We start from the raw sequence: 23,269 nt of genomic DNA, 5'->3' as shown, positions 1-23,269 counted from the left end.
CTACTACAAGCCTTCGCAGGCAGTAGCTACGTCTCAGAACAGACCGATTTCGATAACCAATTAAATTTGTTCGATTTTTAACCGGACACTAGTGACGATAGAAATGAAATGACTTTCCAACATGATAATATCGCAAGTAACGACCTAGAATTATTGGTTAGCCGCTCGGTTTCAGTAATTCTAAAGTCTGAGGATGCCACGGATTTTATGCGTTGGTTTGATCAATATTCGGAAGATGTAGCGCCTATCTTTTTCAAACAGTTTCAATCGAGTCCTGATGGATTGCGCAGCTTCAAATCTTTCTTCGCTCGCTTCATTTGGAATCGTACCGCATTACCCAGCAATAACTTCCGGCCGCGTACACTGCCTAAACCAGAGCGTAATTCTACGTGCCCGTGCGGTTCCGGAAAAAAATATAAACACTGTTGTTTAGCGATGGAACCCAGCCAAGATGAATTCCCGAATATAAGTATGTTACCGTTTGTGCTGGATACACTGTCGGCCAAACAGCTTACCGCATTGCCTTTTGAATATTTGTCGGCAGAAGAGTTGGAGCACGTTGCAAGGCAGTGGATGCTGCAATCCCGTGTTCAAGATGCGGTAAAGTTACTGGAAGGTTTGTTTGCCAATTTTAATAAACTTGATGAGCGTGCCGAACCGGCTTTTGATTGTTTGCTTGATTGCTATGATATTTTGGGCAATCCGCTGAAAAAGAAAAAATTGCTGAAACGAGGTTCTTCGGCAAACAACAAGTATATTCGCGCAGCTGCTTTGCAGCGCCGTTGCTGTATTTTAGCTGACCGTAATGAGTATGCGGAAGCATGGTCGCTGTTCCAGGAATTACAACGTCTGATACCAAACGACCCATCACTTTCGCACCTAGAGATTACCTTGTTGGTTAATCAAGGCGAGAAACAGCGCGCTACGGAGCGAGCGCGTTTTTGGGTTGCCCGTTTGTCAAAGGTTAAAGATTTTGACCAAGGGCCTTTGATCGAATATCTACGGACAGTTTCGCAAGGCGACATTTCTAGCGCCATGACGGGCATCGCAAAAAATTTAAGCCCCGAAATCAATCTTCTGGTTTCACTCATTGAGCAATTACCTGAGCCAGCTTGTCACTACATGCTCAAACCCAAGAATGGCAGTGCTGGTCCGATGGAACCTGACAAAAAATTACTTAGTTTGGCCGCACAATGGGAGACTCAAGGTGAGTACTCGGAAACAATGGCTGATGATATTGAATGGTTAGGGCACAACCCACTGGCTTGGCAATGCTTCGATATTCTCGACGATTGGCTTGCCACGGTAGAGGGCGAGAGAGTTTCTCATGGCTTTGAGGAGGTGTTATTGTTGCCTGTGCTACGCCATGCCGAAGCATTGCTGCGCTTGACGCTCAAATGCTATCAAGCCGATGGGATGAAACTGGAATGGGCTTGGCATGAAAACCGTCCGGCAATGCGCTTGCTGGAAAGATTAGTTGGCATGTTGCGATTGACCAAGAACTTTCCTGAGGCTGTGCGCGTCGCTGAATGGATGGTGTTAACGCTGAATCCTAATGACAATCAAGGGTTGCGCTCTAATCTTATTCACGACTACTTGCGTTTGGGAAAAATCAACGAGGCGCTGGTCTTGTCTAGAATCTATCAAGATGATATTGCGGACATGAGTTACGGTACTGCTTTGGCTTTATTTATGGATAATCAGCTTCAGGCTGCGCAACGCTCTCTTGCCATTGCTCGAAAACGTTATCCTGAGGTATCTAAAATGTTGTTAGCCGTCAAACCTAAGCAACCGCGTTTGCGGAACGGCATGGTACAGGTGGGAGGGCGAGATGAGGCATGGTATTACTTTAAAGATAATTTCGATATTTGGAAGCAGAGCGGTGCGCTGGAATGGTTGAAGCAATCCTTTGCAAAAAAATAATAGTCGCGTTTCTGGCTAAGAGTGCTGCAAAATTCTTTACTGATTAAATATTTCCTCACTCTTGCAGGAGTATCACTTTTAATTACTGCAGTGGTAGCACGCGCGCAATTGCAATGACAATTTTCTGATTCGACACTCCGACAAAATCCAGAATTTTCCTCTTAAAACTGATTCCGATGATTTTGGTAAATGATGATCAGCCTGGTCCGTAAAGCGGAATCTCAATATTAAAAAACAGCGGCTACAAACCTGTCGGTCTTGAATGAGGGTAACGGGTTGGAGGCAGATGAAACAACACTGCTTAATTTACCAGAAACCGCTTTTACATCCTGTGCGGATCCATATAAAGCGAATCAACCCTTCTTCCCAGCAGTTCAACCCTGCCTTCCAGCCGATTATCGCCAGTATCACTAAATTCGAAATGATAAGTCCTGCGGGTAGTTAGCCTGCCTAACCTGTCGCGGGCAAATTTTATCGATGCGAAAGAAACCGTTTCATCAAGAAACTGCACATCGTCGTTTTTACACCCGCCTCTTGCTGCCAGGCTAGCTATTTCTCTTGCGCGCATTCCTTCCAGCCAAAGAAGGCCCACACACACCATAATGACAAAGAACAGCAACTCCCCCATACTCATACATTCACCTTGCTATTATTTGGTTGGCATTGAAGTAGCTTGCCCGCTCATATTAATTGATTGAGCATTCATTACAGCCTGAATTTCACGACTTAACAGGTAAACAGTCATGGCGTAAAATTTGCTACGATTATATTCGGTAATAGCCTTGAAATTATTCAACCCTATCCAATACTCAGGCTCTCCTTTTGTTTCCAGTCTGATCAGCATTGCCTGCTGACTGTCATCTACCAATTCAGAAGGCGTTACACCAAATTCGCGCATTTCATCAACCGTGTGTGTCAGATTAAAGCCCATGTTTACCAATTCAAGATAACGTTCCCCTGTCACATGAGCACGTAAGGCCACAGGTTGACCAGGTAACCAGCCATGGCCAATAAAATAGTTGGCTACACTGCCAATGGCATCTGCCATGCTGTGATTAATATCACGGTGCCCGTTCCCATCAAAATCCAGGGCATAGCTCAGGCAACTGCCGGGCATGAATTGACCTATGCCCATTGCCCCCGCATAAGAACCTTTAAGACTGAACGGCTCTATACCTTCATCCCGGGTGAGTATCAAGAATTTTTCCAGCTCACCCCTAAAAAATTCAGCCCGCCTGGGATAATCAAAAGCCAGCGTAGACAGAGCATCTATCACCCGATAGGAACCGGTATTTTTTCCATACTGGGTTTCCACGCCAATAATTGCGACGATAATCGACTCAGGCACACCATAAGTTTTGCTGGCAAGCGCCAGAATGCCAGCATTTGCACGCCAAAACTCAACACCACCATTAATTCTCAACGGATTAACAAACATGGCACGGTATTCCGTCCAGGGTTTTGACTCTGCAGGACGGACCATTGCTTTGATAATATTTGGTTTTAATTGAACATGACTGAAAACATCTATCAACTGGCTCTTGTCAAAACCATGTTTTTCCACCATTTCATCGATAAAGCTATTTAATTCAGGGCGTGATAAAAACGATTCATTTCCAGCGTTTGCAGCATGACAAATTGAAAAAGTAAAAAACATGCTCAATGGGAGAGCAAACATAACGATATTCTTACGAATATTCACAAATAACACATGATTTATCAAACTTAATATCCTGAATACAATCGAATTGCCATCAAAAATAAATAGCGCGCTTTGGCTCATTTTCCCGTTAATCTTGCGCTCATGCAATATATATACAAGCGTTTACTTAAACAATTGGCTACTCATGCTAAATTGATATTTCTTTTCCGCTTTCCGGAATGATTGATATAATCAAAAAATGAACAAAAGAATAAGTGAACAATCAACTATGCAATACTCCTACCCAAAACTAGTCATGTCATTACTGGCAGGTACCTTTCTACTCAGTGGGTGTGCTACAAATGGTGAGCGATATGATCCGCTTGAACCCATGAACAGGGGCATCTATCATTTTAACGATGCAGTTGATAAGGCGGTTTTGAAACCCGTTGCACATGGATACAAAGCCGTTGTTCCAGACCCGGTTCGTACAAGCGTAGGCAATTTTTTCTCCAATCTGGATGATGTAATTGTTATTGCAAACGACTTACTGCAGTTTAAATTCCACCAAGCTGCATCGGATACAACGCGTTTGGTATTCAACTCCACTTTTGGCGTATTGGGTCTATTTGATGTAGCAACCGGCTGGGATCTGCCTAAACACGATGAGGATTTCGGTCAGACCTTAGGATATTGGGGAATCGGTAACGGTCCTTACCTGGTGCTGCCAATACTGGGACCTAGCACTTTACGCGATACTATCGGACGTTCAGCTGATAGCCATGTTGACCCTATTTGGCAACATAATGATGTGCCACAGCGCAACTCTGCAGCGGGTATCAATCTTGTGGACACACGGGCCCGCCTGTTAAAAGTAGAAAAAGTGGTTGATGATGCTGCCTTGGACAAATACATTTTTATTCGCGAGGGTTATTTGCAGAAACGCCGCAGTTTAGTTTATGACGGCAATCCACCCCGCGAAAAACTGGAAGATTATGATGATGAACCAGTGAAATCTGAAAAGGCAATACCTGCAGATAAAGCAACCACGCCTTAGTTTAAATGGCAGCAGGCGATTAAATCAGTTTCGCTTCACCTCAATCATCAACATTCATAATAAAAAATGCCCATCCGGTAACCAGATGGGCATTTTTTTACAACTAGAATAAAGCGTTATTCTTGAGGTACTTTTGGAGGCAAAAACAGTGCAGCAATTTGTTTCTGCTTTGTATTGCGTTGTGGCGCAGTATAATCAGGAGCCGGCTGAGAAACAGGTCGTGCAACATATTGAGCCATCGGATCAATTGTGCGATCACCACTCAATGTTGAACGAGTTGATCGCTGTTCGCGAGGCTTACTCTCCACCTTATTTTCTCGAGGTGTGCGACTACGTCCATCTCGGCTGCGATTATCCCTACTACGACTGTCTTCAGCAACTACTGCTACTGCACCAGCCACACCCTTTTCGAATCCTGCAATAACTTCAGAATCGATTGAACGATTCAGCACACGTTCAATATCCGCCAAAAACTTATGCTCTTCCTCACAAACCAGGGAAATCGCATCACCGCTGCTTCCTCCACGGCCAGTACGTCCGATACGATGAACGTAATCTTCAGGCACATGGGGTAACTCATAATTGACAACATGGGGAAGCTGATCAATATCGAGGCCACGGGCTGCGATATCTGTTGCCACCATGACTTTGACTGTCCCTTGCTTGAAATCTTCAAGTGCCTTGGTACGCTGGCTCTGCGCTTTGTCCCCATGAATTGCAACTGCAGCAATACCATCTTTTTCCAATTGCGTGGTCAAGCGATCTGCACCGTGTTTAGTACGGGTAAAGACTAAAACCTGTTGCAAATCATGCGTTTTAATAAGATGGGAAAGTAATTCTCTCTTACGATCTTTTTCAACATGGTAAACAACCTGTTTAACCATTTCCGATGCCGTGTTACGTCGCGCGACTTCCACCATTGCCGGGTTTTGCAACAACTGTTCTGCCAGTTTTTTTATTTCATCTGAATAGGTCGCGGAAAACATCAGGTTTTGGCGTTGAGGCGACATTAATGTGATCACACGTTTAATATCCGGCATAAATCCCATGTCCAGCATGCGATCTGCTTCATCCAGCACAAACATCTCTACGCGGGATAAATTGACTGTACGTTGCTCAACATGGTCCAGCAAGCGGCCAGGTGTTGCTACCAGCACATCAACACCGCCCTGCAGTTCCTTGATCTGTGCGTTCATATTGACGCCACCAAACACCACAGCAGACTTCAAAGGTAGATATTTACCATAGTTTTGCACGCTCTCTGCTACTTGCGCTGCCAACTCACGTGTAGGCGTTAAAATCAGCGCGCGAATCGGATGCATGGCGGGAGAAGTACTGCTGCTTGCACGAGCGCTTAGCCGTTGCAGCAAAGGCAATGTAAAACTGGCTGTTTTGCCCGTTCCAGTTTGAGCTCCTGCGCGGATATCCCGCCCTTCAAGCACCAAAGGAATAGCTTGAGCCTGTACGGGCGTAGGTTCTGTATAACCCTGTTCTGCAATAGCGCGCAATAATTCGGCCGAAAGACCAAGCGTTTCAAATGACATGTATAGCTCCAGACCAGCCTGCCAAAATAATGTATTTGGACCGGTCCAGGCGGAATAATTTAGTTGAACAATTCGGGATCATGACCTGACCTGATGTCACACATCAGGGGAAATAAATACCACGACATGATTTGCGTGCAAAGACCGGATGCGTAGGAACAAATCATGTAAAGGGATTATACGGGATAACCGAATGATTTCAAAATAGTACAGAATAAATATAATTCAGGCTATTTTCCGCAACATTTTTTATATTTTTTCCTGCTGCCACAAGGACATAAGTCGTTACGGCCAACCTTGTCCAGGTGTGGCTGAATTGTTGATTGGTCAACACAATCACCATCCACATAGAACCAAAGGCCATTTTCTTTGATAAACCGGCTTTTTTCCTGCATGTGGCCTTCAATACCATTCGCGCAGTAATGAGCCACAAACTCCACGGTTCCCTCTGTGTCGTCCTTACCTCCTGCACTTGTTGCCTTCACCTCCAGCTTTAACCATTCCAGCTGCTCTGAAGGTTCATCTTCTTTTCCAGGCCGTGTATCAGGATGCCAGGTACGGGAGATATAATCCAGATCATTCAGAGTGAATGCTGTATAGCGTGAGCGCATGAGTGCTTCAGCCGTAGGGGCAGCCTCAGCCAATTTAATGTAGCGGCCACAACATTTTAGAAATGCATTATTAGAGCCACAGGAACACAATTCCAACTTTCTCACCTATTAGTAAAAACAATCAAAAATATAAACCTCAAGTCTATCTTCCAAGATTTAACTGCTTCAATCTGTTTACCCCGATTTTCAAATTATCTAATGAGGTAGTATAGGCAAACCGGACATGGCGACTTGGTAAATGGCTGCCAAAATCAAGGCCTGGTGTTATAGCAACGCCTGCATTTTCAAGCAGATCACGTGCAAAAGTGAAACTGTCATCTGTAAATTTGTTGCACCCTGCATATAGATAAAATGCGCCTTGAGGCGTAACTGGAATATCAAAACCCAATTCCCTTAGCGCTGGTAACAAATAATCACGACGGGCCTTAAATTGCTGCCGTCGGTCTTCCAGAATTTCTCTGGTTTCAGGGGTAAATGCTGCCAACGCTGCATATTGTGCCGGCGTGGATGGCGCTAGAAAAATATTCTGAGCCAGCTTATCAATTACCGGTTCATAATCATCTGGTGCTACCAGCCACCCCAGACGCCATCCGGTCATCCCAAAGTATTTGGAAAAACTGTTGATGACAAACAGCTCATCTGAAATAGCAAGGGCCGTTGCAGCCTCGCCTTCATAGACCAATCCATGATAAATCTCATCCACTATCAACTTGCCACCACGGCTTTTGACCAACTCGGCAATAGCACGCAATGTTTCAGGAGGAATCAGGGTGCCTGTGGGATTAGATGGGGAAGCCAGCATCACCGCAACTGTCTGTGGCGTCCAGTGTTGGTCAATGAGCTCCGGGGTCAACTGATAGCCCGTCGAAGCATCCACTGGCACACCTACTGCCTGACCTTCCGTAAAACGTACAAAATGGCGGTTACAGGGGTAACCTGGATCTGCCATTAACACCTGATCACCCGGATTAAGCAGCACTCCCATCGTGAGCAAAAGCGCACCTGACGAACCTGGCGTGATAATAATCCGCGAAGGGGATAAATCGAGGTTATATCGATCACGATAAAATCCGGCAATGGCTGATCGCAAGGCAGGCAAACCCAATGCGGGAGTGTAAAACATACTGCCTGTTGCAATCGCCTTTACACCCGCATTAATAATCGGCTGCGGTGTTAGAAAATCCGGCTCACCGATTTCCATGTGAACAATGGATTTTCCTTGCGCTTCAAGCTCCCTGGCTCGCGCCAGAATATCCATCACGTAAAACGGTTGAATATCGCCCATGCGGTGGGCAACACGTGAATTATTCAGGGCTATGCTCATCCACAAATTCCCGCACCCAGTGCTCGGGTTTTGCGCTACTGAAGCGCCCCACTATCTCGCCATTTACAAAATACAGCACGGTAGGAAACCCTCTTAAACCATATCGACCAGCCAGTTTCATATTGTCGCCTTCATCAACTTCTACAGTAGCTAACAAAAACTTGCCTTCATAGGCTTTTACAACCCTTTCCAATACTGGCGTCAATGCACGGCAAGGAGGGCACCAGTCCGCCCAGAAATCCACCATGACAGGTCGGACTTTAGAAGCTTCAATGACATCTTTTTCAAAATCATGCAAATGGGTTTCAATTATATGGGAATCATGTAGTTTCATAGAAAATCGCGTTCAATAAGTTGAATAAAAGATATAACAATCAGTAATTTTTTAGACGGAATATAACAGATGCCAAGCTATAATTTCTTCGCAATGGCTATTTCGTTGTTTGCCCACCATCAGTTTTAATCAGACCGGAATTTATAGACTTCGACAACCATTCCGAAAATTGCGCTTCAGCAAGCGGTTTAGTAAAGTGAAAGCCTTGCACCACATCACAACCCAGCCCCTTCAATTTGGCCATGATTTCCTTGCTCTCCACGCCCTCACCAATCACTTCCAGTCCCAGATTATGTCCCAGATCAATTGTGGCGTGCACAATCATGGCATTACTGCTATTTTTCTCCATATCCATCACAAAAGATTTATCAATTTTTATTTCTTTCACGGGCATTTTACTAAGATAAGCGAGTGAGGAATAACCTGTTCCAAAGTCATCAATTGAAAGTCGAATACCCATTCCAGCCAAACTTGTCAAAACCTGCATTGCGCGATCTTTATCTAGCATAATGGCACTTTCAGTAATTTCCAGAACCAGCCTTTCTGGTGCAACTTCATGAGAAGCCAAAAGCCCGGCAACAGTATCGGGCAAATCCAGATCCATCAATCCGTTAGCTGACACATTGACTGAAATATCCAGTTTCAATCCTTGCTCCTGCCATACAGCACACTGCTGTAAAGCATGGTTCAGCACCCACAATGTAAGCGGTTTGATTAGTCCTGTACGCTCAGCCAAAGGAATAAAATCATCAGGAGGCATTAATCCATGAACGCCATGGTTCCAGCGAACCAGAGCTTCTACACCACTCACCATTGCAGTTTTGACATTAATTTTTGGCTGGTAATGTAAAACCAGTTCATCCCTGTCAATTGCCTGACGCAGCTCGCCCATGAGCGTTAAACGATGTGGACTGTGCTGATCCAGTTTTTGGGAATAGACAACAAAACCACTGTGATTTTTCTTGGCAACATACATGGCTACATCTGCCCGTTGCAACAGGGTATCTGCATCCATTCCATGCTCGGGGAAAAAAGCCACGCCCACACTTGCCTGAATATCAAGCTTCAAACCTTCAATCATAAAAGGCGCATGCAATGCCTTTTCAATTTTACTTACCACCAGCGTTGCATCCTTTATATCCGCAATTTTTGGCAGCAAAACAGCAAATTCATCCCCACCTAAACGTGCTACTGAGTTTGGTTCCTGAATCACACCCTGCAATCGCTTTGCAACCTGTTTAAGGATACGGTCACCTATGTAGTGGCCCAGTGTGTCGTTCACATCTTTAAACCGATCCAGATCCATAATCAGAATTGCCAGATGGGTTTTATCTCTGGATGCAACATTGAGAGCCTGCTCCAGCCTGTCTCTCAATAACACTCTATTAGGCAAATCAGTCAAGGCATCATAGGTAGAGCTGCGCATGGCCTGATTAGCAAGTATGGTGGTTTGCGTCCGCAATTCATGGGTCTGATCAACCACCATGGCACTTGCCTCAAATGCCATGATAGAACTCACATATTGCCCCCAGAATGCAAACAAAAAGGGCATGGCATCAAGCATCCAGAGGGAAGGATTGGTTTGCTGCGCTGACATCATGCTGTCAATGGTCACACTGCCTACTTGAAGGAAACTCATAATCGCTGTTGCAACCAAAATGGCGGCAATAGAGATAACGGTACCAACAACAGCATATTTACTAACTTTGGATTTTAATAATCGAGCATTGCCAGACAATATTTGGCTTGTTCTTGCCATAACATTCCACCCTTAATTGGTACGCAAATTATTTTTTTAATCAAGCAGCGAGCCAAATTGCAATTTTATGAAATATACCTGCTTATTTCACTGATGAACAGACAGTAGACTCTTATTAAAAGCAAAAAGCTGATCAGAAAAGTTATTCAGATTGGTATTTGCTAGAATTTAACAATGAATAGAAAAAATCTTAAGCGCAAATCTAGCTCAATTCATCAGACCCTAAACTCTTTGCTCCAGATTCAGTCAGAACGGGCTGATCCAGTTCCACCGCCTCAATCTGGGCAAAACGCTTACTGATTTTTTGACTGGTAATCTGCACTCGCTCGGCATCTTCGTGTGCTTGTCGTATATGGGTTGCAAGCTTCAACATGCGCTCATCAAACAAATGAAAATCCTTCGACAATTTTGACAACGAATCTTTAATGATATGCACTTGCTTACGAGTTTCCACATCCTTCATGACTGCACGAGCTGTATTCAGCACGGCCATCATGGTTGTAGGAGAAACAATCCATACCCTCTTCTGCATGGCATAATCAACCACATCGGAATGGTAGGCATGGATTTCAGCAAATACAGCCTCAGCAGGAATAAACATCACCGCGCCATCCGACGTTTCATTTGGAATGATATATTTTTTACTGATATCATCCACATGCTTTTTTATATCCAGTTTGAACTGTTTTTGCGCCTCTTTTCGTTCAAGATCATTCAAACCGGAATCGAACATGCGATGGTAGTTTTCCAATGGAAATTTTGAGTCAACGGCAACCGTACCCGTTGGTTCAGGCAAAAACATGGCGCAATCCACCCTGCTGCCATTGCTGAATGTATATTGCATTGCATACGCATTAGCCGGGAGCACATTTCGCACCAGCGCTTCCAACTGCACTTCACCAAATGCACCACGCGAACGCTTATCGCCTAACAATTCTTGCAGACTGACAACGTTCGTCGTCAAGCCATCAATTTTCTTCTGGGCCTCATCAATGGTCGCCAAACGCTCCATCACACTCACAAATGTTTCGTTGGTTTTTTTGAATCCTTCATCCAGACGTTCAGACACCTTACCGCTGATTTGCTCCAGCCGTGTATCAATTATTTTTGTCAGGTTTTCAATGGTTGAAGTGAGTTGCTGCGTTGCAATACGCATAGTGCTCTGAATCAGTTCCTGATCAGCTCGCCCCTGCTCTGCCAAGGTTTGTAACGTTTTAGACAAAATATCCGAACGCAGCATATCCTGCTTGCCTTGCAAAGCAGCAGCCATTTCTGACAACTGCAATAGCACAGCTTCTCTAGTTTCAGCCAGACTCTCGGCTTGGGATAAGCGCAATATCTGCATTGCATCACGCGTTTGTTTTAGCTCATCTGACACTACACCACGTAAACGCTCAGAGTTATCTATCAGCGCATCAGCCATCCGATCACCCTGCCGACTCAACCCATCGTGCAAATTGGAAAGCATGGCGCGGTGCTTTTCTTCAAGAATTTGTGCAACTACATCAGGCATTTCATTTTGCAAACGGATCAGGTAAGCAAGTTTAAAACCAAGCCACAACAGGGCTAAAAGTATAAGAAGCGCAAGTATATATATCAGAATATCGAGCATAAATCCCCATGAATGACGAAAGCATTATAACGCCGGGGAGGAAGAACGTCAGCTAAAGTATCGAGAAGTAAAGCAGGGAAAGAAAGGACCGCGAAGTATTTCAACACACTTCGCGGCTGATGTTACATTAGGTTTAACGATTACGCTTACGTTCGTTTTCAGTTAAATAGCGCTTACGCAGACGAATGGAAATAGGTGTAATTTCAACCAGTTCATCATCATCAATAAATTCAACTGCAGATTCCAGTGTCAGCTTGACTGGCGTGGTCAGACGCACAGCTTCATCAGTCCCGGAGGAGCGTACGTTGGTCAGCTGCTTACCTTTAATCGGATTCACTACCAGATCATTATCACGCGTATGAATACCAATGATCATACCTTCATACAACTTATCACCTGGTGTCACAAACATCTTGCCACGATCTTCCAGTTTCCACAGCGCGTAAGCAACCGCTTCACCGTTATCCTGACTAATCAATACGCCATTGTGACGACCTGGGATATCAGCCTTAACAGGGCCATATTCATCGAAAACGTGCGCCATCACACCAGAGCCGCGTGTCATCGTCAGAAATTCACCTTGAAAACCAATCAAACCACGCGCAGGAATCTTGTATTCCAGACGTACACGGCCATTGCCATCGGGTTGCATGTCCTGCAAGTCACCACGACGGCGACCCAGTTCTTCCATCACAGCACCCTGATTCGCTTCTTCTACGTCAATCGTCAGATTTTCATAGGGTTCACATTTCACACCATCAATATCTCTCATCACAACGCGTGGCTTGCTTACAGCCAATTCAAAACCTTCACGACGCATGTTTTCAACAAGAATGGTCAGGTGCAATTCACCACGGCCTGATACCAAAAACACATCATTATCACCCGAATCTTCTACGCGCAACGCAACGTTGGTCAGCAATTCTTTTTGTAAACGGTCACGAATCTGACGACTGGTTACAAACTTGCCTTCAGTACCCGCTAAAGGTGAAGTATTCACCTGGAAATTCATGGTCAGAGTAGGTTCATCTACTGCAGGCATTGGCAATGCTTTCGGATTAGCCATGTCGGCAAGAGTCACACCGATACCGATATCTTCAATACCGTTGATCAATACGATGTCGCCTGCTATAGCCTCTTCCAACAACACGCGATCCAGGCCTCGAAAACCCAGTACCTGATTAACGCGACCCTTTTTACCTTTATCATCTAAACCATGCATCACCATTACATCTTGACCCGGACGTAAACAACCATGTGCGATTTTCGCCACACCGATACGGCCAACAAAGCTGGAATAATCCAACGCACTGATCTGCATTTGCAAAGGCTCGTCGGCACTGCCAGATGGTGCAGGTACATGTTTGAGTACGGTTTCAAACAATGGGCGCATGGTATCGCTTTCTTCAGCCATGTCGAGCTTTGCAAAACCATTCAATGCAGAAGCATATATAACGGGGAAATCCAGTTGCTCTTCAGTTGCACCCAACTTATCAAACAATTCAAATGTCTGGTTCACAACCCAGTCAGGCCGTGAGCCTGGACGATCAACCTTATTAATAACAACAATCGGCTTCAAGCCTAACGCCAGAGCTTTCTTGGTAACGAAACGAGTTTGAGGCATTGGACCTTCAACAGCATCCACAAGCAACAAAACACCATCAACCATAGAAAGAACTCGTTCTACTTCACCACCAAAGTCAGCGTGACCCGGTGTGTCTACGATATTAATATGAGTGCCTTCGAAGTTGACCGAAGTATTTTTGGCCAGAATGGTAATGCCGCGCTCTTTTTCAAGATCGTTGCTATCCATTACACGTTCGGAAATCAGTTGGTGTGATGCAAATGCACCAGACTGCTGCAATAATTTATCCACCATGGTTGTTTTACCGTGGTCAACGTGGGCAATAATGGCTATATTTCTTAAGGCGCGGGACATGTATTTAGCTCTGGCGATATATTTAAAGAGGGCACATTGTAGCATAAAGATTGCATTTTTTTAGCAAATCAGTATAATCTTATAAATTGATTAACGGGAAAAGCAATTCATTCCCCTTTTTCAACTAGAAAATCCTTCTCTATTATATAGATAAAGTTCAGGATTTTCAGTTTCATCGATCTCTGACCTTCTTCTATTTCAGTAGTTTTAATTTCTGAAATGACTGTATCACTGCCGGTTAGCGACGATGCTTTTGCGCTAGCAGTGCTATTGTTCACCTAGACAGGTTTTGAACCTGCCGTTCCCTGCTTGCGCGTTTTTTTATCCCTAATTATTAGGAAAAAACGTGTCTACATTTGAAGATCTAAATTTAAATCCAAATATTCTTAAAGCTATTGCAGAAGCTGGTTACACAACACCTACACCAATCCAGGAACAAGCGATTCCTGAAGCAATGGCCGGCCATGACTTACTGGCTTCCGCTCAAACCGGAACAGGTAAAACCGCTGCATTTATCATTCCCGCACTACAGTGCCTGACCGTTCCGTCAAAAATCCAGAGCCGTGGTCCGCGTATCCTGGTTCTGACGCCTACACGTGAACTGGCAACCCAGGTGACTGAAGCAGCTGCTAAATACAGCAAACACCTTAATCGCACCAAGGTAGTCAGCATTTTGGGCGGCATGCCTTACCCATTACAAAACAAATTACTGTCACAGCCAATCGACATTCTAGTCGCCACCCCTGGCCGCCTGATTGATCATATTGAACGTGGCCGTGTTGATTTCTCACGTCTTGAAATGTTGATTCTGGATGAAGCTGACCGCATGCTGGATATGGGCTTTCTAGAAGATGTAGAAAGAATCTCTGCAGCTACACCACCTACCCGTCAGACATTGATGTTCTCAGCGACATTTGAAGGTACTATCGCCAGACTAGCCAAGCAACTTCTGAAAGATCCAAAGCAGATTCAAGTGGCGAGTCAGCAAGCAAAACATGAAAATATCGAGCAACGTTTACACTACGCTGATGACATGTCTCACAAAAACCGCTTGCTACAACACATTTTGAATGATGTTGAACTTAAACAAGCGATTATTTTCACTGCCACAAAACGAGATGCAGACACACTGGCTGATGATTTATTCTCACAAGGCCACGAATCTGCAGCATTACATGGCGACATGAACCAAGGCGCTCGTAACCGCACCATCACACGTATGCGCCAAGGCCGCATACGTGTTTTGGTAGCTACCGATGTTGCAGCTCGCGGCCTGGACGTACCTGGAATTTCCCACGTAATCAACTTCGACCTGCCTAAATTTGCTGAAGACTATGTACACCGTATTGGTCGTACCGGTCGTGCTGGTGCAACAGGTATTGCTGTCTCTTTCGCTTCGCCAAGAGACGGTATCCAGTTGAAGAAAATCGAACGATTCACTGGCCAGCCTATTGAAGCGCATGTCATTCCAGGGCTTGAGCCTAAAGTACAGGCTCGCCGTAGCGGTGCGCCTAATGTCAGCCAAAAACGTGGTGGCAGAAGCTTTGGCAATAACTCCAATTCCGGTGGATGGAACAATTCCAGCCCAAGTCGCAGTGGCAGTGGTGGCGGTGGCCGTTCAAAGCCAACAGGTGAGCGCACTTTCAGCCAGGGCCAGGATCGCCGTCCAGATCGCCCAGGGTTTGACCGCACCGCCTCAGCTAACCCTAATGGCAACACCAATGGCAATACTTTTGGTAGCAGCTACAATAATGACAAACGTTCTGAGCGCGATGGCTATGCTTCACGCAACTCAGAGCCACGTCGCAGTAGCGGCAACAGCGCTAACGCTAGCACCGCTAATGGAAACCGCAGCTATCCAAATTCCAATGGAAACGGCAACCGCAGTAACAGCAGCAGCCGTAGCAATGGCCCATCCAACGATAATCGCGGCAACAGCGCATCAAGCGACAATCGTGGCAACAAGAAAAGCTCTCCTTTCCTGTTAGGCTAATATTGTAGCAACCTAATAAAAGCGTTGCTAAAACGCTTTTGAAGTTAAAAAAGCCCCCAGAATTTGGGGGCTTTTTACTTTTACAGGTCAAAGATAAACTGCATCTTAAATTCAAAGAAGACGCATTAATTGTTTGCATTAAAATCAGTAAATATTTCGATCCGCCATTAAATTAACGCTCAGCTAAATAATAGCAACCACCTCACAATCCACCATACATTCAGTCATCACCTTTGAAGACCGATCGGAATTTCATGATGCCCATGCCATTTGCACGGTATTCGTTCACCACGCCGCCAAAGTAAGGGATTTCTTTCATACCAATAAACCCGGCCATCGAGTCATGGATGTAATTTTCGCACAAATACTCTATCGCTGGGGTCAGTTTGTTAATGTTTATGGACTTGGCGACCTTGTAGAGTTGTTGCGTCTTGATGTCGTCAGAAGCGAGCGTTTGCTTGCCAGCCTTGGACAATTTTTCTGCAATCTCCGCCTTTTGGCGCGGATCAAAGTCAGGGGCATTAGGATCACCAAGTCCCAGGCTTTTGAGCCGTTCATAAATAGTCTTCTGAGTCGTTTCCAGATACCCTCGGTCCTTGCTGTTGGCACGCCTGTAAAATATTCGTTCCTTGAGCGCGTGGCGATACTTGAAGCGATAGCTCAAATAAAGCGCCATATGCCTTTCATGCAATTCTTCTACCGGCCCTGCGCCGGTGTTTGCATCTTTGAGGTAGGCGTTAAATGCTTTGATGGTTTGTTCGGAGGCGGTTAAATCCCTTTGGTAAATATCTAATAATTTTTTCCAGGCAATCAAAGGTACACCCGCTTTTTGGGCTTCGTTGTACATGGCCATTCCAGGAATAATGCTCAGCGAGTCATTTGGCTTGGGTATCAGTCCCAGTGCATTGGGTGCGTAACCGCCGCCCAGGTCGGAATGGGAACCCGGATACATCACTTCCTTGGCATTGCCAGGATAGATGTTTTTCACCCGAACCGAATCCAGTGGAAAAGTCGCTCTTACCTCGTGCCCTGCCACAAAATGTGCACATTTCTCAATCGCGGGATGAATTTGCAAGGCATTGTCTGCCCAGGATTGATGACCTACAACGAGGCCTCCGCCCCACAAGTTTGCTGTGCCAACCGAGGCCACTGTGTCGAATATGCCCAGAAACGCGATGCGGATCGGGATACCGGCAAAGGACCACCCCCCGCCCTCTTCCTTGCATACTTCCATCAGCCAGTTACAAAACACCCTGGCTTCTGCCGCACCGCGCGAGAAGCCAAATACCGAGAGATTGATCTGTTCGACAAGAGGTTTTTTATCTGCCAATTTCAGTTTCAGTTCGGTTTGCCAGTCATTCAATTGTTTGCGTCGCGTGAAATCGTAGCCATATGAATTTGACAGTCTGGGAAAATCAGCCTCGAAAAACAAGGGATAACCCGTTACGTAACGATATGGCGCATTTAATAGTTGCATCAGGCCCCACAGAATTCGACCCGCCCCACCCTCAGCAGCAGGGGACCCCAAGCTTGCAGCACTCTTTTCCCCAATCTCCGGAAAAGGGGTGCCAACGCCGGGAATGTAATAGGAGATATGACCTTGCTTAGGCGCATTCGGATAAGCGTGGAAAAGTTTGACAACATTGCTGTGTTTGCGCTGTTTGGGCGGCAAATCTTCATAATCTGCTTTCTTGTTGTTGCCCGTACCATCAAAAAAAATACCAACATGCACCTGCCCCGAGCACGTTGGTTTGTTATCGACTGGTAGCATGCAATTCAGCGCCTTGGCACGTTCTATGGTTTCCTTGGCAGAGAGTTTTCGATAGCCATCGGCCGGGAAAGGTTTAGGTGAAATGGTTGCCATGCTTATTTTCCTTTACACGTATTGACAACGCCATCCCAGCAGCGATTGGGATCAGGGTCGGGGTATGGATAGCCTGGATACCCAGCACTTGCATTGGTCACCAGCACTTTCACCTCATCATTGGGAAAGAAATTGATCATGAAGCCCCCCACCTCCTTGTACTCCGGGATGTCGACTACTTTTTGTTTCCAGATCCCCTCAACAAAATCTTGGCTTCCATCTTTTACAACAATTTTACCTTGGCTGTCACGTACCCAATGCCCGTCCATCTGCCACTTGATCGTGGCTTTGAGACCGGGTTTCCAGTGCCGTGGGATCACCACGCAACACATATTTGGAGCGCCTCCGGCATGAGGATAAACCCCAAGAATTCCACCCTCGCCATTGACCACAATGGACGCGATAGCTTCATCGATATAGCTCACCGCCCCATACGAAACTGCCGCAGTGGGTTCCTTAAAACAGCCTGACAATGGCAGGCACAGAGCTAGCGCCAGAGACAAATAAATACGTCGATACGTTTCAAAGTGTTTCATATTTTTGGCCAGCATTTCCTTAGTCCTACTCAACGAAAACTTCCAGTTTTATAATCAACTTACCCGATTCCCAAGCACCCTGCTCCAGCATTTGTTTCAGTTCCGGATCAGCCAGTGCCTTGCCATCCGTGACACAGCTTAATATAGCCAGTGCCACATAATCAGGAAACGCCGTGACACTAAAATCCTTAGCAAAGGCACACATTTCAACAATCCGTTGAAAAAATTCTGCACGATTAGTAACGGGAAGCAGATCCGGCATCTGCTCCGCCAGAACATCAATAATTGCATCAGGCTGCCCTTGATCAATCAAACTAGACAACTCTTCTGCACTTAATGTAATTTTATCCAGCAATTCACTTTCATGAGAGACAAAGGGGAGTTGTTCCAATTCACCAACTCGATTAATCACAACCCAAGCATCAAGTCTATGAGTGAGACCACTCCATGATTTAGGGCGCAACGATTTTGCAAGCGCTGGTAAAACTCGTGTGTCCGCAAAACGCAAAACAAATGATTGCTCATCCTCGGTTTTGACTTTGAGAAAATGGCGCCACGCTTCACTAACTTCATGCGCTGTAGATGGAGTGGCGATAAAACTCAGCATAGGACGCCCTTTACAATGTAAATAAAGCGCCGAAATTTCTTTTCTCAATTGTGCTAAATTATTACTCGAAAGTGGCAATAAAACAGGACTAACTTCCAGAAACTGGCCCATTTCATCGCAATCATACAACTTGACTGATTCTGAGAGCCAACGAAGTTGCTTACCCTCATAGTCAAATGCCATATCGACGAGAGCCATCCATTGAGAAGACGGCCGTTCTGCAATCTTAATGAGCAACGTTTCAATGAGCACATTAGCGGTCTTGAAATCATTAGCAAAATACATATAATTCCATAAATTATACGCTCGCCAAAGCAGAGCCAGACTTAAGTGACTTGATCAAACATGGAATACAAATGGCATTAGGGAACTGTGGCATAACTGGCAAAGCAAATCCAATACTCGTCGCCCCCGTAAAACTCTTCTGAGAAGCATGCACTGTCAGATTACCCGGACACTGGGTAGTAATGTTACCCCCCTCTATCGTGATATTCGCCCCGCCTGCTGTAGACAAGCTGATGCTTTTGGCTGCTGCCCAGTCAATATGCGCATTGGCGCTCATGATGTTGATCATGTCTTTGGCCTGGATTTTGATTTCATCGCTTTGTGCCTGGATGTCGATGGCTTGTTGCGCGGCGATGAGTTGCAGGCCCAGGTTGCTGTCACCCGGTTTGACGGCACCTGCCAGTAGCCCGATGGCCTGACCGGTTTGTACGCGCAGCTGATTGCCGGTGATGAACTGGCTGTCTTGCCCACTCATGAGGCTGACGGTTTCGCCATTGGCCAGTTGCAGGTTTTGTCCGGCGACAGCACCTAAGCCTGCTTTGGCGGAGAGGGCGATGATGGGGTCGGTGGTATGGGGTAGTTTGTCATTGGTGGTGCGGGTGTTTTTGCTTTGGGCATCGCTGCCGGCCTGGTCCAGGGTTTCTTGATTCAGCATGCCGGATGCGGCGGTGAACAGGGCGCTGATGGGGGCGGCTTTGTCATCCAGACTGCTGGTGTTGCCTTTGCTGCTGCCTTGATGGCTGGCGTAGGCAACCGTTTGATGGGTGGTGGCGATGTTGTTGAAGCTTTGGCCCAGCTGGGTGGCTTGTTTCAAATGGGCCATGCCCGGGGCGTTGTCGCCTGCGGGGGTGCGGTTGCCGGCATTGTGGCTGATGCTGTAGCTGGTGAGCAGAATGCCTGATCCGGCACGGAGGGCACCATAGGCGTCAGTGCGCAGTTCAGCGCCCTGCCCCCGGAAGCTGCCGCGATGATTGTCAGCGGTATGGATCAGGTGACCGAGGTTAAGTTCACTGGCGGCCTGGGTAGTTTTGAGCTGGATGCGGCCCTGGTTGTCGGTGTCGTCAAACACTAACTGGTTGTAGCCGGTGCCGCCATATTCCTTGCTGCGGATACCCCACTGGGCTGCTGCATTGCGGTGGCCGGCGCTATCGCTGGAGGCGCCGTGCCATACCGGGCTATTGCCCCCGGCCAGGTTGCCTTGTGCTGAGGCGCTGTGGTCGTGAGCGGGGTCGAAAACGGTGAGGATGGCTTGCCGGTCGGCTTGGCCACCCGGGGTGGGAATGGTGCCGCCTTCACCCTGGCCGTTATACAGGGCACCAATGAGGATGGGCCGGTCGATGTCGCCTTCAATGAACTGGATCAGGACTTCCTGGCCGATGCGGGGCAGGAACTGGCTGCCCATGCCGCCGCCTGCACTGCGCTGGGCGACCCGCACCCAGCAGCCTGCGTTGGCGTGACTTTCGTCATGGCCGTGCTGGTCTTGCCAATGGAAGCGGATGCGCACCCGGCCCAGTTTGTCGCAATAGATTTCATCGGCCCCTTTGGGGGTAGTTTCGCCGTTGGGGCCGACGACGATGGCACTTTGGCTGCCGGGCGCTGTGGCGCGGGGATTGTGATAATAGCCGGTACCGTCTTCTAATACCGGACGCCAGGGAATGTCGGCGCGGATGGCTTCGAAGCGGTTGGCGTAGCCGAGGGTTTTAGCCTGGGTGATGACTTCGGCCAGGTTATGTTTGTCAGCTTGTACCTGCAAGCGCTGGCTGGCGGCTTCTCTGGCTGCGGTGGCAGGGTTGTAAGCGGATTTTGGCTCGGTAGCGTGTCGGGCATAAGACGTCTGGGCAAGACTGTGCAGGCAATCTTCCAGCATTTCAGGCAGCGGGCCGAACAATTCTGCCAGGCCTTCCTGCACTGGTTTGGGCAGGTTGTTGATGCCGACGCTGGTGACGCTCAAGACGGCATATTTAGGCGCAATGTCACCCAGTTCTTGAAGCGGGCCTTGTGTCAGTTCGAAAATAGTACCGGGGCGCAGCGTGCGTACAGTGGAACGGGCATACCAAAGCTTGTTGCGGACTTCGTGGGCTTGCATGTGCAACTGGCTATAGCGTTGGGCTTCTGCGCTATTGGCATAAGTATACAGACCGGGGCTATCGTAACTTTCCAGCACCGGGGCATGCTTGCCACCGTATTGGTGGTTAGTGGGGGCACTGGCGGCAATGGCTTGTTTGGCTTTGTAGTCGTAAGTGAGTACGGTAGTCAGGCTGGCATGCAGGGTGCGCTTGGCACCGAATGCCTGAATGGTGTCCTGGGCTTCACGGGCATGAGCGCCGTGAAAGCGGATGCCTTGACCACCTAGTGCATGGCTATGGGTGTAGTCTGCCGGGAAAGCGGTGGCCTGAGTGGTGTCAGCGAAGAAGACCATGCGGTGACCAGATGGGGCTTTAGCATGCTCTTCCAGACGCCAGCTTAGACCTTCTTCAGCCAGTATACGGCTGATGAAGGCCAGATCGGTTTCCCGGTATTGTACGCAGTAACTTCGGGGTCTGACATCACTCATGAAAGGCGTAACATCATCGCTCCAGGTCCAGCTGGCGTGAGCGCTGTATTGGGCGAAGACAGTTTCAATGATGTCAATGACGGTTTTATCTTGCCAGACTCGGCTGGTGCGGGTCTGGCTGAGAAGCCATAGCCAAGGCACAAGACGAATGCGATAACGGGCCAGCCCGCCTTCGCTACCCAGCATGGCCGCCTGGTTAATTAAACCGGTAAACGGGGTGCGGGTGCCGTCGCTCAGGCTGACCTGAAGACTGGCTTGCTGGCCAATCAGGCTTTTGAGCGGGATATGGGCGTTGGTGGAGAGGACGATAATGTCGCGAGTGGCGATGGTGTGCAAACCTTCTATTGCGCTAAAGGCTTCTACCAGCAAGCCGCCGGAGCCTAGCTCTAGTGTAACGGCCTGATCATCTTTAAAGGAAATATCATAAAGCCTTGTTTCACTTGAAAACTTAGACAGCATGGCAAGCAGTTGCTGAGGTAACTGAGTGCTTAAATTGGCATTTGTAATAGCAGAATAATCGGACATCTTCGAAGGCGCGTTTATTTAAATTCAATAGGTAAAATCATGGGGAATCAATTTTTTTGTCCGCAAGCTATGGCTGGGTTTTGCAAGCTGACTCTACACTCCACAAGCCCGAACAGATACGCCAGCGACATAACTCCCCTTCAATAAAGCCAAGCTGCCTGCAGCGTTGCAGCAAAGCTTCAGTACTATCGCCGGGCTTGCGTTCCACGATATCGGTGTTACGGGATGCTGTTTTGGTATTTTCCTTAGGTGACACCTGAGATTTCTTTGAACTGGTCTTTTGCTTACCAGATAATTTTTTATCTGTGGCAAGATCGGCCCCCGTTGAGTGCGCTACGATCGCTTCAAGTAAATTAACGTCACTATCAGAGCTTGCGGCAGTTTCGCCATTTTTCTGCTTTTCTTTACTATTGCTTTGCTTGGATGCCTGCTTAGATTCACGTTTAGTGCTTGCTTTAGCTAACTCTACGGAGTTTGCAGGTTTCAATTTGTGGGTTGTGTCACTGGATTTTATTAGTGATTTTTTAGCCGAATATGAATGCGGTGTCGCATCTGCTTCTAATGCGTCAGAAAGCACCCCCTTGGAAATGGGCCTGGATTCGGGATCCGTATGATCACGCAACACCTTATCCTCTGCAGGCTTGAGATTTTCAGTGTTCACAACTTCATTTATGATAGCGGCGGCTTCTGATTTTTTACCCAGATCATTATTTACTTTTTCAACAGGTTGCATTGCTGCTGAAGCAAGAACGATAGTAGCCGGCTTTGATGCCTGTTCAGCCTTAACAACGCCAGCTTGTTCATGAATAGGCCCTTTGCCATCTTGATAGATCAGCCATGCACCCACTCCGCCGATACCCAGGAACCCGATAAGCAATATTCCTCTCAGCAATGAATTACGGGAACCATTAGGCTCCACCTGTCCATTTGCACTAGCATCAAGGGTAGACAATATTCTACCGTTAGTTGCTTCTGCAGCACCGGCAGTTGATAGAAGACTGGGGTGCGAGGAGCTACGCTTTACTTCTTCAGACGAAACCAAACGACAAACTCCTAAAACAGTAGTGTTATGACATAAAATAAGGCATTTTAATTGATGACATTAAAATTGACTTTTTAGTTTCTAAGCTTTCAAGTTATAATGTGCATTGTATCTGGCC

General features: G+C 46.9%; 17 protein-coding genes and 1 pseudogene. 4 read left to right on the top strand and 14 right to left on the bottom strand.

The features are described from left to right. Positions 1-108: 108 nt before the first annotated feature. Positions 109-432 (top strand): annotated as a pseudogene (locus EDC63_RS19130) (YecA family protein); the annotation flags it as partial. 3 nt (positions 433-435) lie between these two features. Next, positions 436-1,923: a hypothetical protein gene (locus EDC63_RS16660; RefSeq protein WP_223272296.1), complete on the top strand. Its 1,488-nt coding sequence runs from the start codon at positions 436-438 to the stop codon at positions 1,921-1,923. 322 nt (positions 1,924-2,245) lie between these two features. Here the strand turns inward: EDC63_RS16660 and EDC63_RS16655 are convergent, their stop codons facing one another. Together EDC63_RS16655 and mltB are read right to left on the bottom strand one after the other, a co-directional pair. Next, positions 2,246-2,557, bottom strand: coding sequence for a DUF3301 domain-containing protein (locus tag EDC63_RS16655; protein ID WP_124946955.1), 312 nt, complete (start codon positions 2,555-2,557; stop codon positions 2,246-2,248). Between the two features lie 15 nt (positions 2,558-2,572). Next, the gene (gene mltB / locus EDC63_RS16650) at positions 2,573-3,580 is read right to left on the bottom strand and encodes a lytic murein transglycosylase B (protein ID WP_124946960.1); all 1,008 of its coding nucleotides are present in this window, start codon (positions 3,578-3,580) and stop codon (positions 2,573-2,575) included. A 244-nt stretch (positions 3,581-3,824) separates the two neighbouring features. Here mltB and EDC63_RS16645 point away from each other — a divergent pair, with 244 nt between their 5' ends. After that, positions 3,825-4,622, top strand: a complete 798-nt coding sequence (locus EDC63_RS16645) for an MlaA family lipoprotein (RefSeq protein WP_223272295.1) — start codon at positions 3,825-3,827, stop codon at positions 4,620-4,622. A gap of 116 nt (positions 4,623-4,738) precedes the next feature. On the opposite strand, the gene EDC63_RS16640 is transcribed toward EDC63_RS16645, so the two are convergent. From EDC63_RS16640 to typA, 7 genes are all read right to left on the bottom strand, one after another. Further along, positions 4,739-6,166 carry a DEAD/DEAH box helicase gene (locus tag EDC63_RS16640; protein WP_124946954.1) on the bottom strand — a complete coding sequence of 476 codons (1,428 nt, stop codon included), beginning with the start codon at positions 6,164-6,166 and terminating at the stop codon, positions 4,739-4,741. A 230-nt stretch (positions 6,167-6,396) separates the two neighbouring features. Continuing rightward, on the bottom strand, positions 6,397-6,882 hold the full coding sequence (locus tag EDC63_RS16635; protein WP_124946953.1) for a YchJ family protein: 486 nt from the start codon (positions 6,880-6,882) through the stop codon (positions 6,397-6,399). Between the two features lie 37 nt (positions 6,883-6,919). Then, entirely contained in the window at positions 6,920-8,101 is a 1,182-nt protein-coding gene (locus EDC63_RS16630; protein ID WP_124946952.1) for a pyridoxal phosphate-dependent aminotransferase, read from the bottom strand. Beyond that, the gene (locus EDC63_RS16625) at positions 8,082-8,435 is read right to left on the bottom strand and encodes a thioredoxin family protein (RefSeq protein WP_124946951.1); all 354 of its coding nucleotides are present in this window, start codon (positions 8,433-8,435) and stop codon (positions 8,082-8,084) included. The genes EDC63_RS16630 and EDC63_RS16625 overlap by 20 nt, the downstream gene beginning before the upstream one ends. 97 nt (positions 8,436-8,532) lie before the next feature. After that, complete coding sequence (locus tag EDC63_RS16620; protein WP_124946950.1) at positions 8,533-10,194, bottom strand: putative bifunctional diguanylate cyclase/phosphodiesterase; 1,662 nt, start codon at positions 10,192-10,194, stop codon at positions 8,533-8,535. A 202-nt stretch (positions 10,195-10,396) separates the two neighbouring features. Further along, positions 10,397-11,806, bottom strand: a complete 1,410-nt coding sequence (locus tag EDC63_RS16615) for a DNA recombination protein RmuC (protein WP_124946949.1) — start codon at positions 11,804-11,806, stop codon at positions 10,397-10,399. A 133-nt stretch (positions 11,807-11,939) separates the two neighbouring features. Continuing rightward, on the bottom strand, positions 11,940-13,745 hold the full coding sequence (gene typA, locus EDC63_RS16610; RefSeq protein WP_124946948.1) for a translational GTPase TypA: 1,806 nt from the start codon (positions 13,743-13,745) through the stop codon (positions 11,940-11,942). 346 nt (positions 13,746-14,091) lie between these two features. Here typA and EDC63_RS16605 point away from each other — a divergent pair, with 346 nt between their 5' ends. Next, a complete protein-coding gene (locus tag EDC63_RS16605) occupies positions 14,092-15,738 on the top strand; it encodes a DEAD/DEAH box helicase (RefSeq protein WP_124946947.1) in 1,647 nt (548 codons plus the stop codon). Between the two features lie 220 nt (positions 15,739-15,958). Here the strand turns inward: EDC63_RS16605 and EDC63_RS16600 are convergent, their stop codons facing one another. From EDC63_RS16600 to EDC63_RS16580, 5 genes are all read right to left on the bottom strand, one after another. After that, a complete protein-coding gene (locus EDC63_RS16600; protein WP_124946946.1) occupies positions 15,959-17,602 on the bottom strand; it encodes a T6SS phospholipase effector Tle1-like catalytic domain-containing protein in 1,644 nt (547 codons plus the stop codon). A 2-nt stretch (positions 17,603-17,604) separates the two neighbouring features. Then, positions 17,605-18,171 (bottom strand): DUF3304 domain-containing protein, encoded by a 567-nt coding sequence (locus EDC63_RS16595; protein ID WP_124946945.1) that lies wholly within the window; start codon positions 18,169-18,171, stop codon positions 17,605-17,607. Continuing rightward, positions 18,164-19,030 carry a DUF4123 domain-containing protein gene (locus EDC63_RS16590; protein WP_124946944.1) on the bottom strand — a complete coding sequence of 289 codons (867 nt, stop codon included), beginning with the start codon at positions 19,028-19,030 and terminating at the stop codon, positions 18,164-18,166. Before EDC63_RS16590 ends, EDC63_RS16595 begins: the two co-directional genes overlap by 8 nt. Before the next feature lie 13 nt (positions 19,031-19,043). Further along, positions 19,044-22,109, bottom strand: coding sequence for a type VI secretion system Vgr family protein (locus EDC63_RS16585; protein WP_124946943.1), 3,066 nt, complete (start codon positions 22,107-22,109; stop codon positions 19,044-19,046). 67 nt (positions 22,110-22,176) lie between these two features. Next, the gene (locus EDC63_RS16580) at positions 22,177-23,151 is read right to left on the bottom strand and encodes a hypothetical protein (protein ID WP_124946942.1); all 975 of its coding nucleotides are present in this window, start codon (positions 23,149-23,151) and stop codon (positions 22,177-22,179) included. Positions 23,152-23,269 lie beyond the last annotated feature (118 nt).

The sequence above is a fragment of the Sulfurirhabdus autotrophica genome (assembly GCF_004346685.1).
In the GTDB taxonomy this organism is placed as follows: domain Bacteria; phylum Pseudomonadota; class Gammaproteobacteria; order Burkholderiales; family SMCO01; genus Sulfurirhabdus; species Sulfurirhabdus autotrophica.
Note: the sequence above shows the minus strand (reverse complement) of the source record. Positions and strands in the feature narration are given on the sequence as shown.

Coding starts and splice junctions, on each gene's coding strand:
- EDC63_RS16585 (WP_124946943.1), bottom strand. CDS start 22,109: ATGTCCGATTATTCTGCTATTACAAATGCCAATTTAAGCACTCAGTTA.
- EDC63_RS16600 (WP_124946946.1), bottom strand. CDS start 17,602: ATGGCAACCATTTCACCTAAACCTTTCCCGGCCGATGGCTATCGAAAA.
- EDC63_RS16645 (WP_223272295.1), top strand. CDS start 3,825: ATGAACAAAAGAATAAGTGAACAATCAACTATGCAATACTCCTACCCA.
- EDC63_RS16625 (WP_124946951.1), bottom strand. CDS start 8,435: ATGAAACTACATGATTCCCATATAATTGAAACCCATTTGCATGATTTT.
- EDC63_RS16660 (WP_223272296.1), top strand. CDS start 436: ATGGAACCCAGCCAAGATGAATTCCCGAATATAAGTATGTTACCGTTT.
- EDC63_RS16655 (WP_124946955.1), bottom strand. CDS start 2,557: ATGAGTATGGGGGAGTTGCTGTTCTTTGTCATTATGGTGTGTGTGGGC.
- EDC63_RS16620 (WP_124946950.1), bottom strand. CDS start 10,194: ATGGCAAGAACAAGCCAAATATTGTCTGGCAATGCTCGATTATTAAAA.
- EDC63_RS16590 (WP_124946944.1), bottom strand. CDS start 19,030: ATGTATTTTGCTAATGATTTCAAGACCGCTAATGTGCTCATTGAAACG.
- EDC63_RS16640 (WP_124946954.1), bottom strand. CDS start 6,166: ATGTCATTTGAAACGCTTGGTCTTTCGGCCGAATTATTGCGCGCTATT.
- EDC63_RS16615 (WP_124946949.1), bottom strand. CDS start 11,806: ATGCTCGATATTCTGATATATATACTTGCGCTTCTTATACTTTTAGCC.
- typA (WP_124946948.1), bottom strand. CDS start 13,745: ATGTCCCGCGCCTTAAGAAATATAGCCATTATTGCCCACGTTGACCAC.
- mltB (WP_124946960.1), bottom strand. CDS start 3,580: ATGTTTTTTACTTTTTCAATTTGTCATGCTGCAAACGCTGGAAATGAA.
- EDC63_RS16630 (WP_124946952.1), bottom strand. CDS start 8,101: ATGAGCATAGCCCTGAATAATTCACGTGTTGCCCACCGCATGGGCGAT.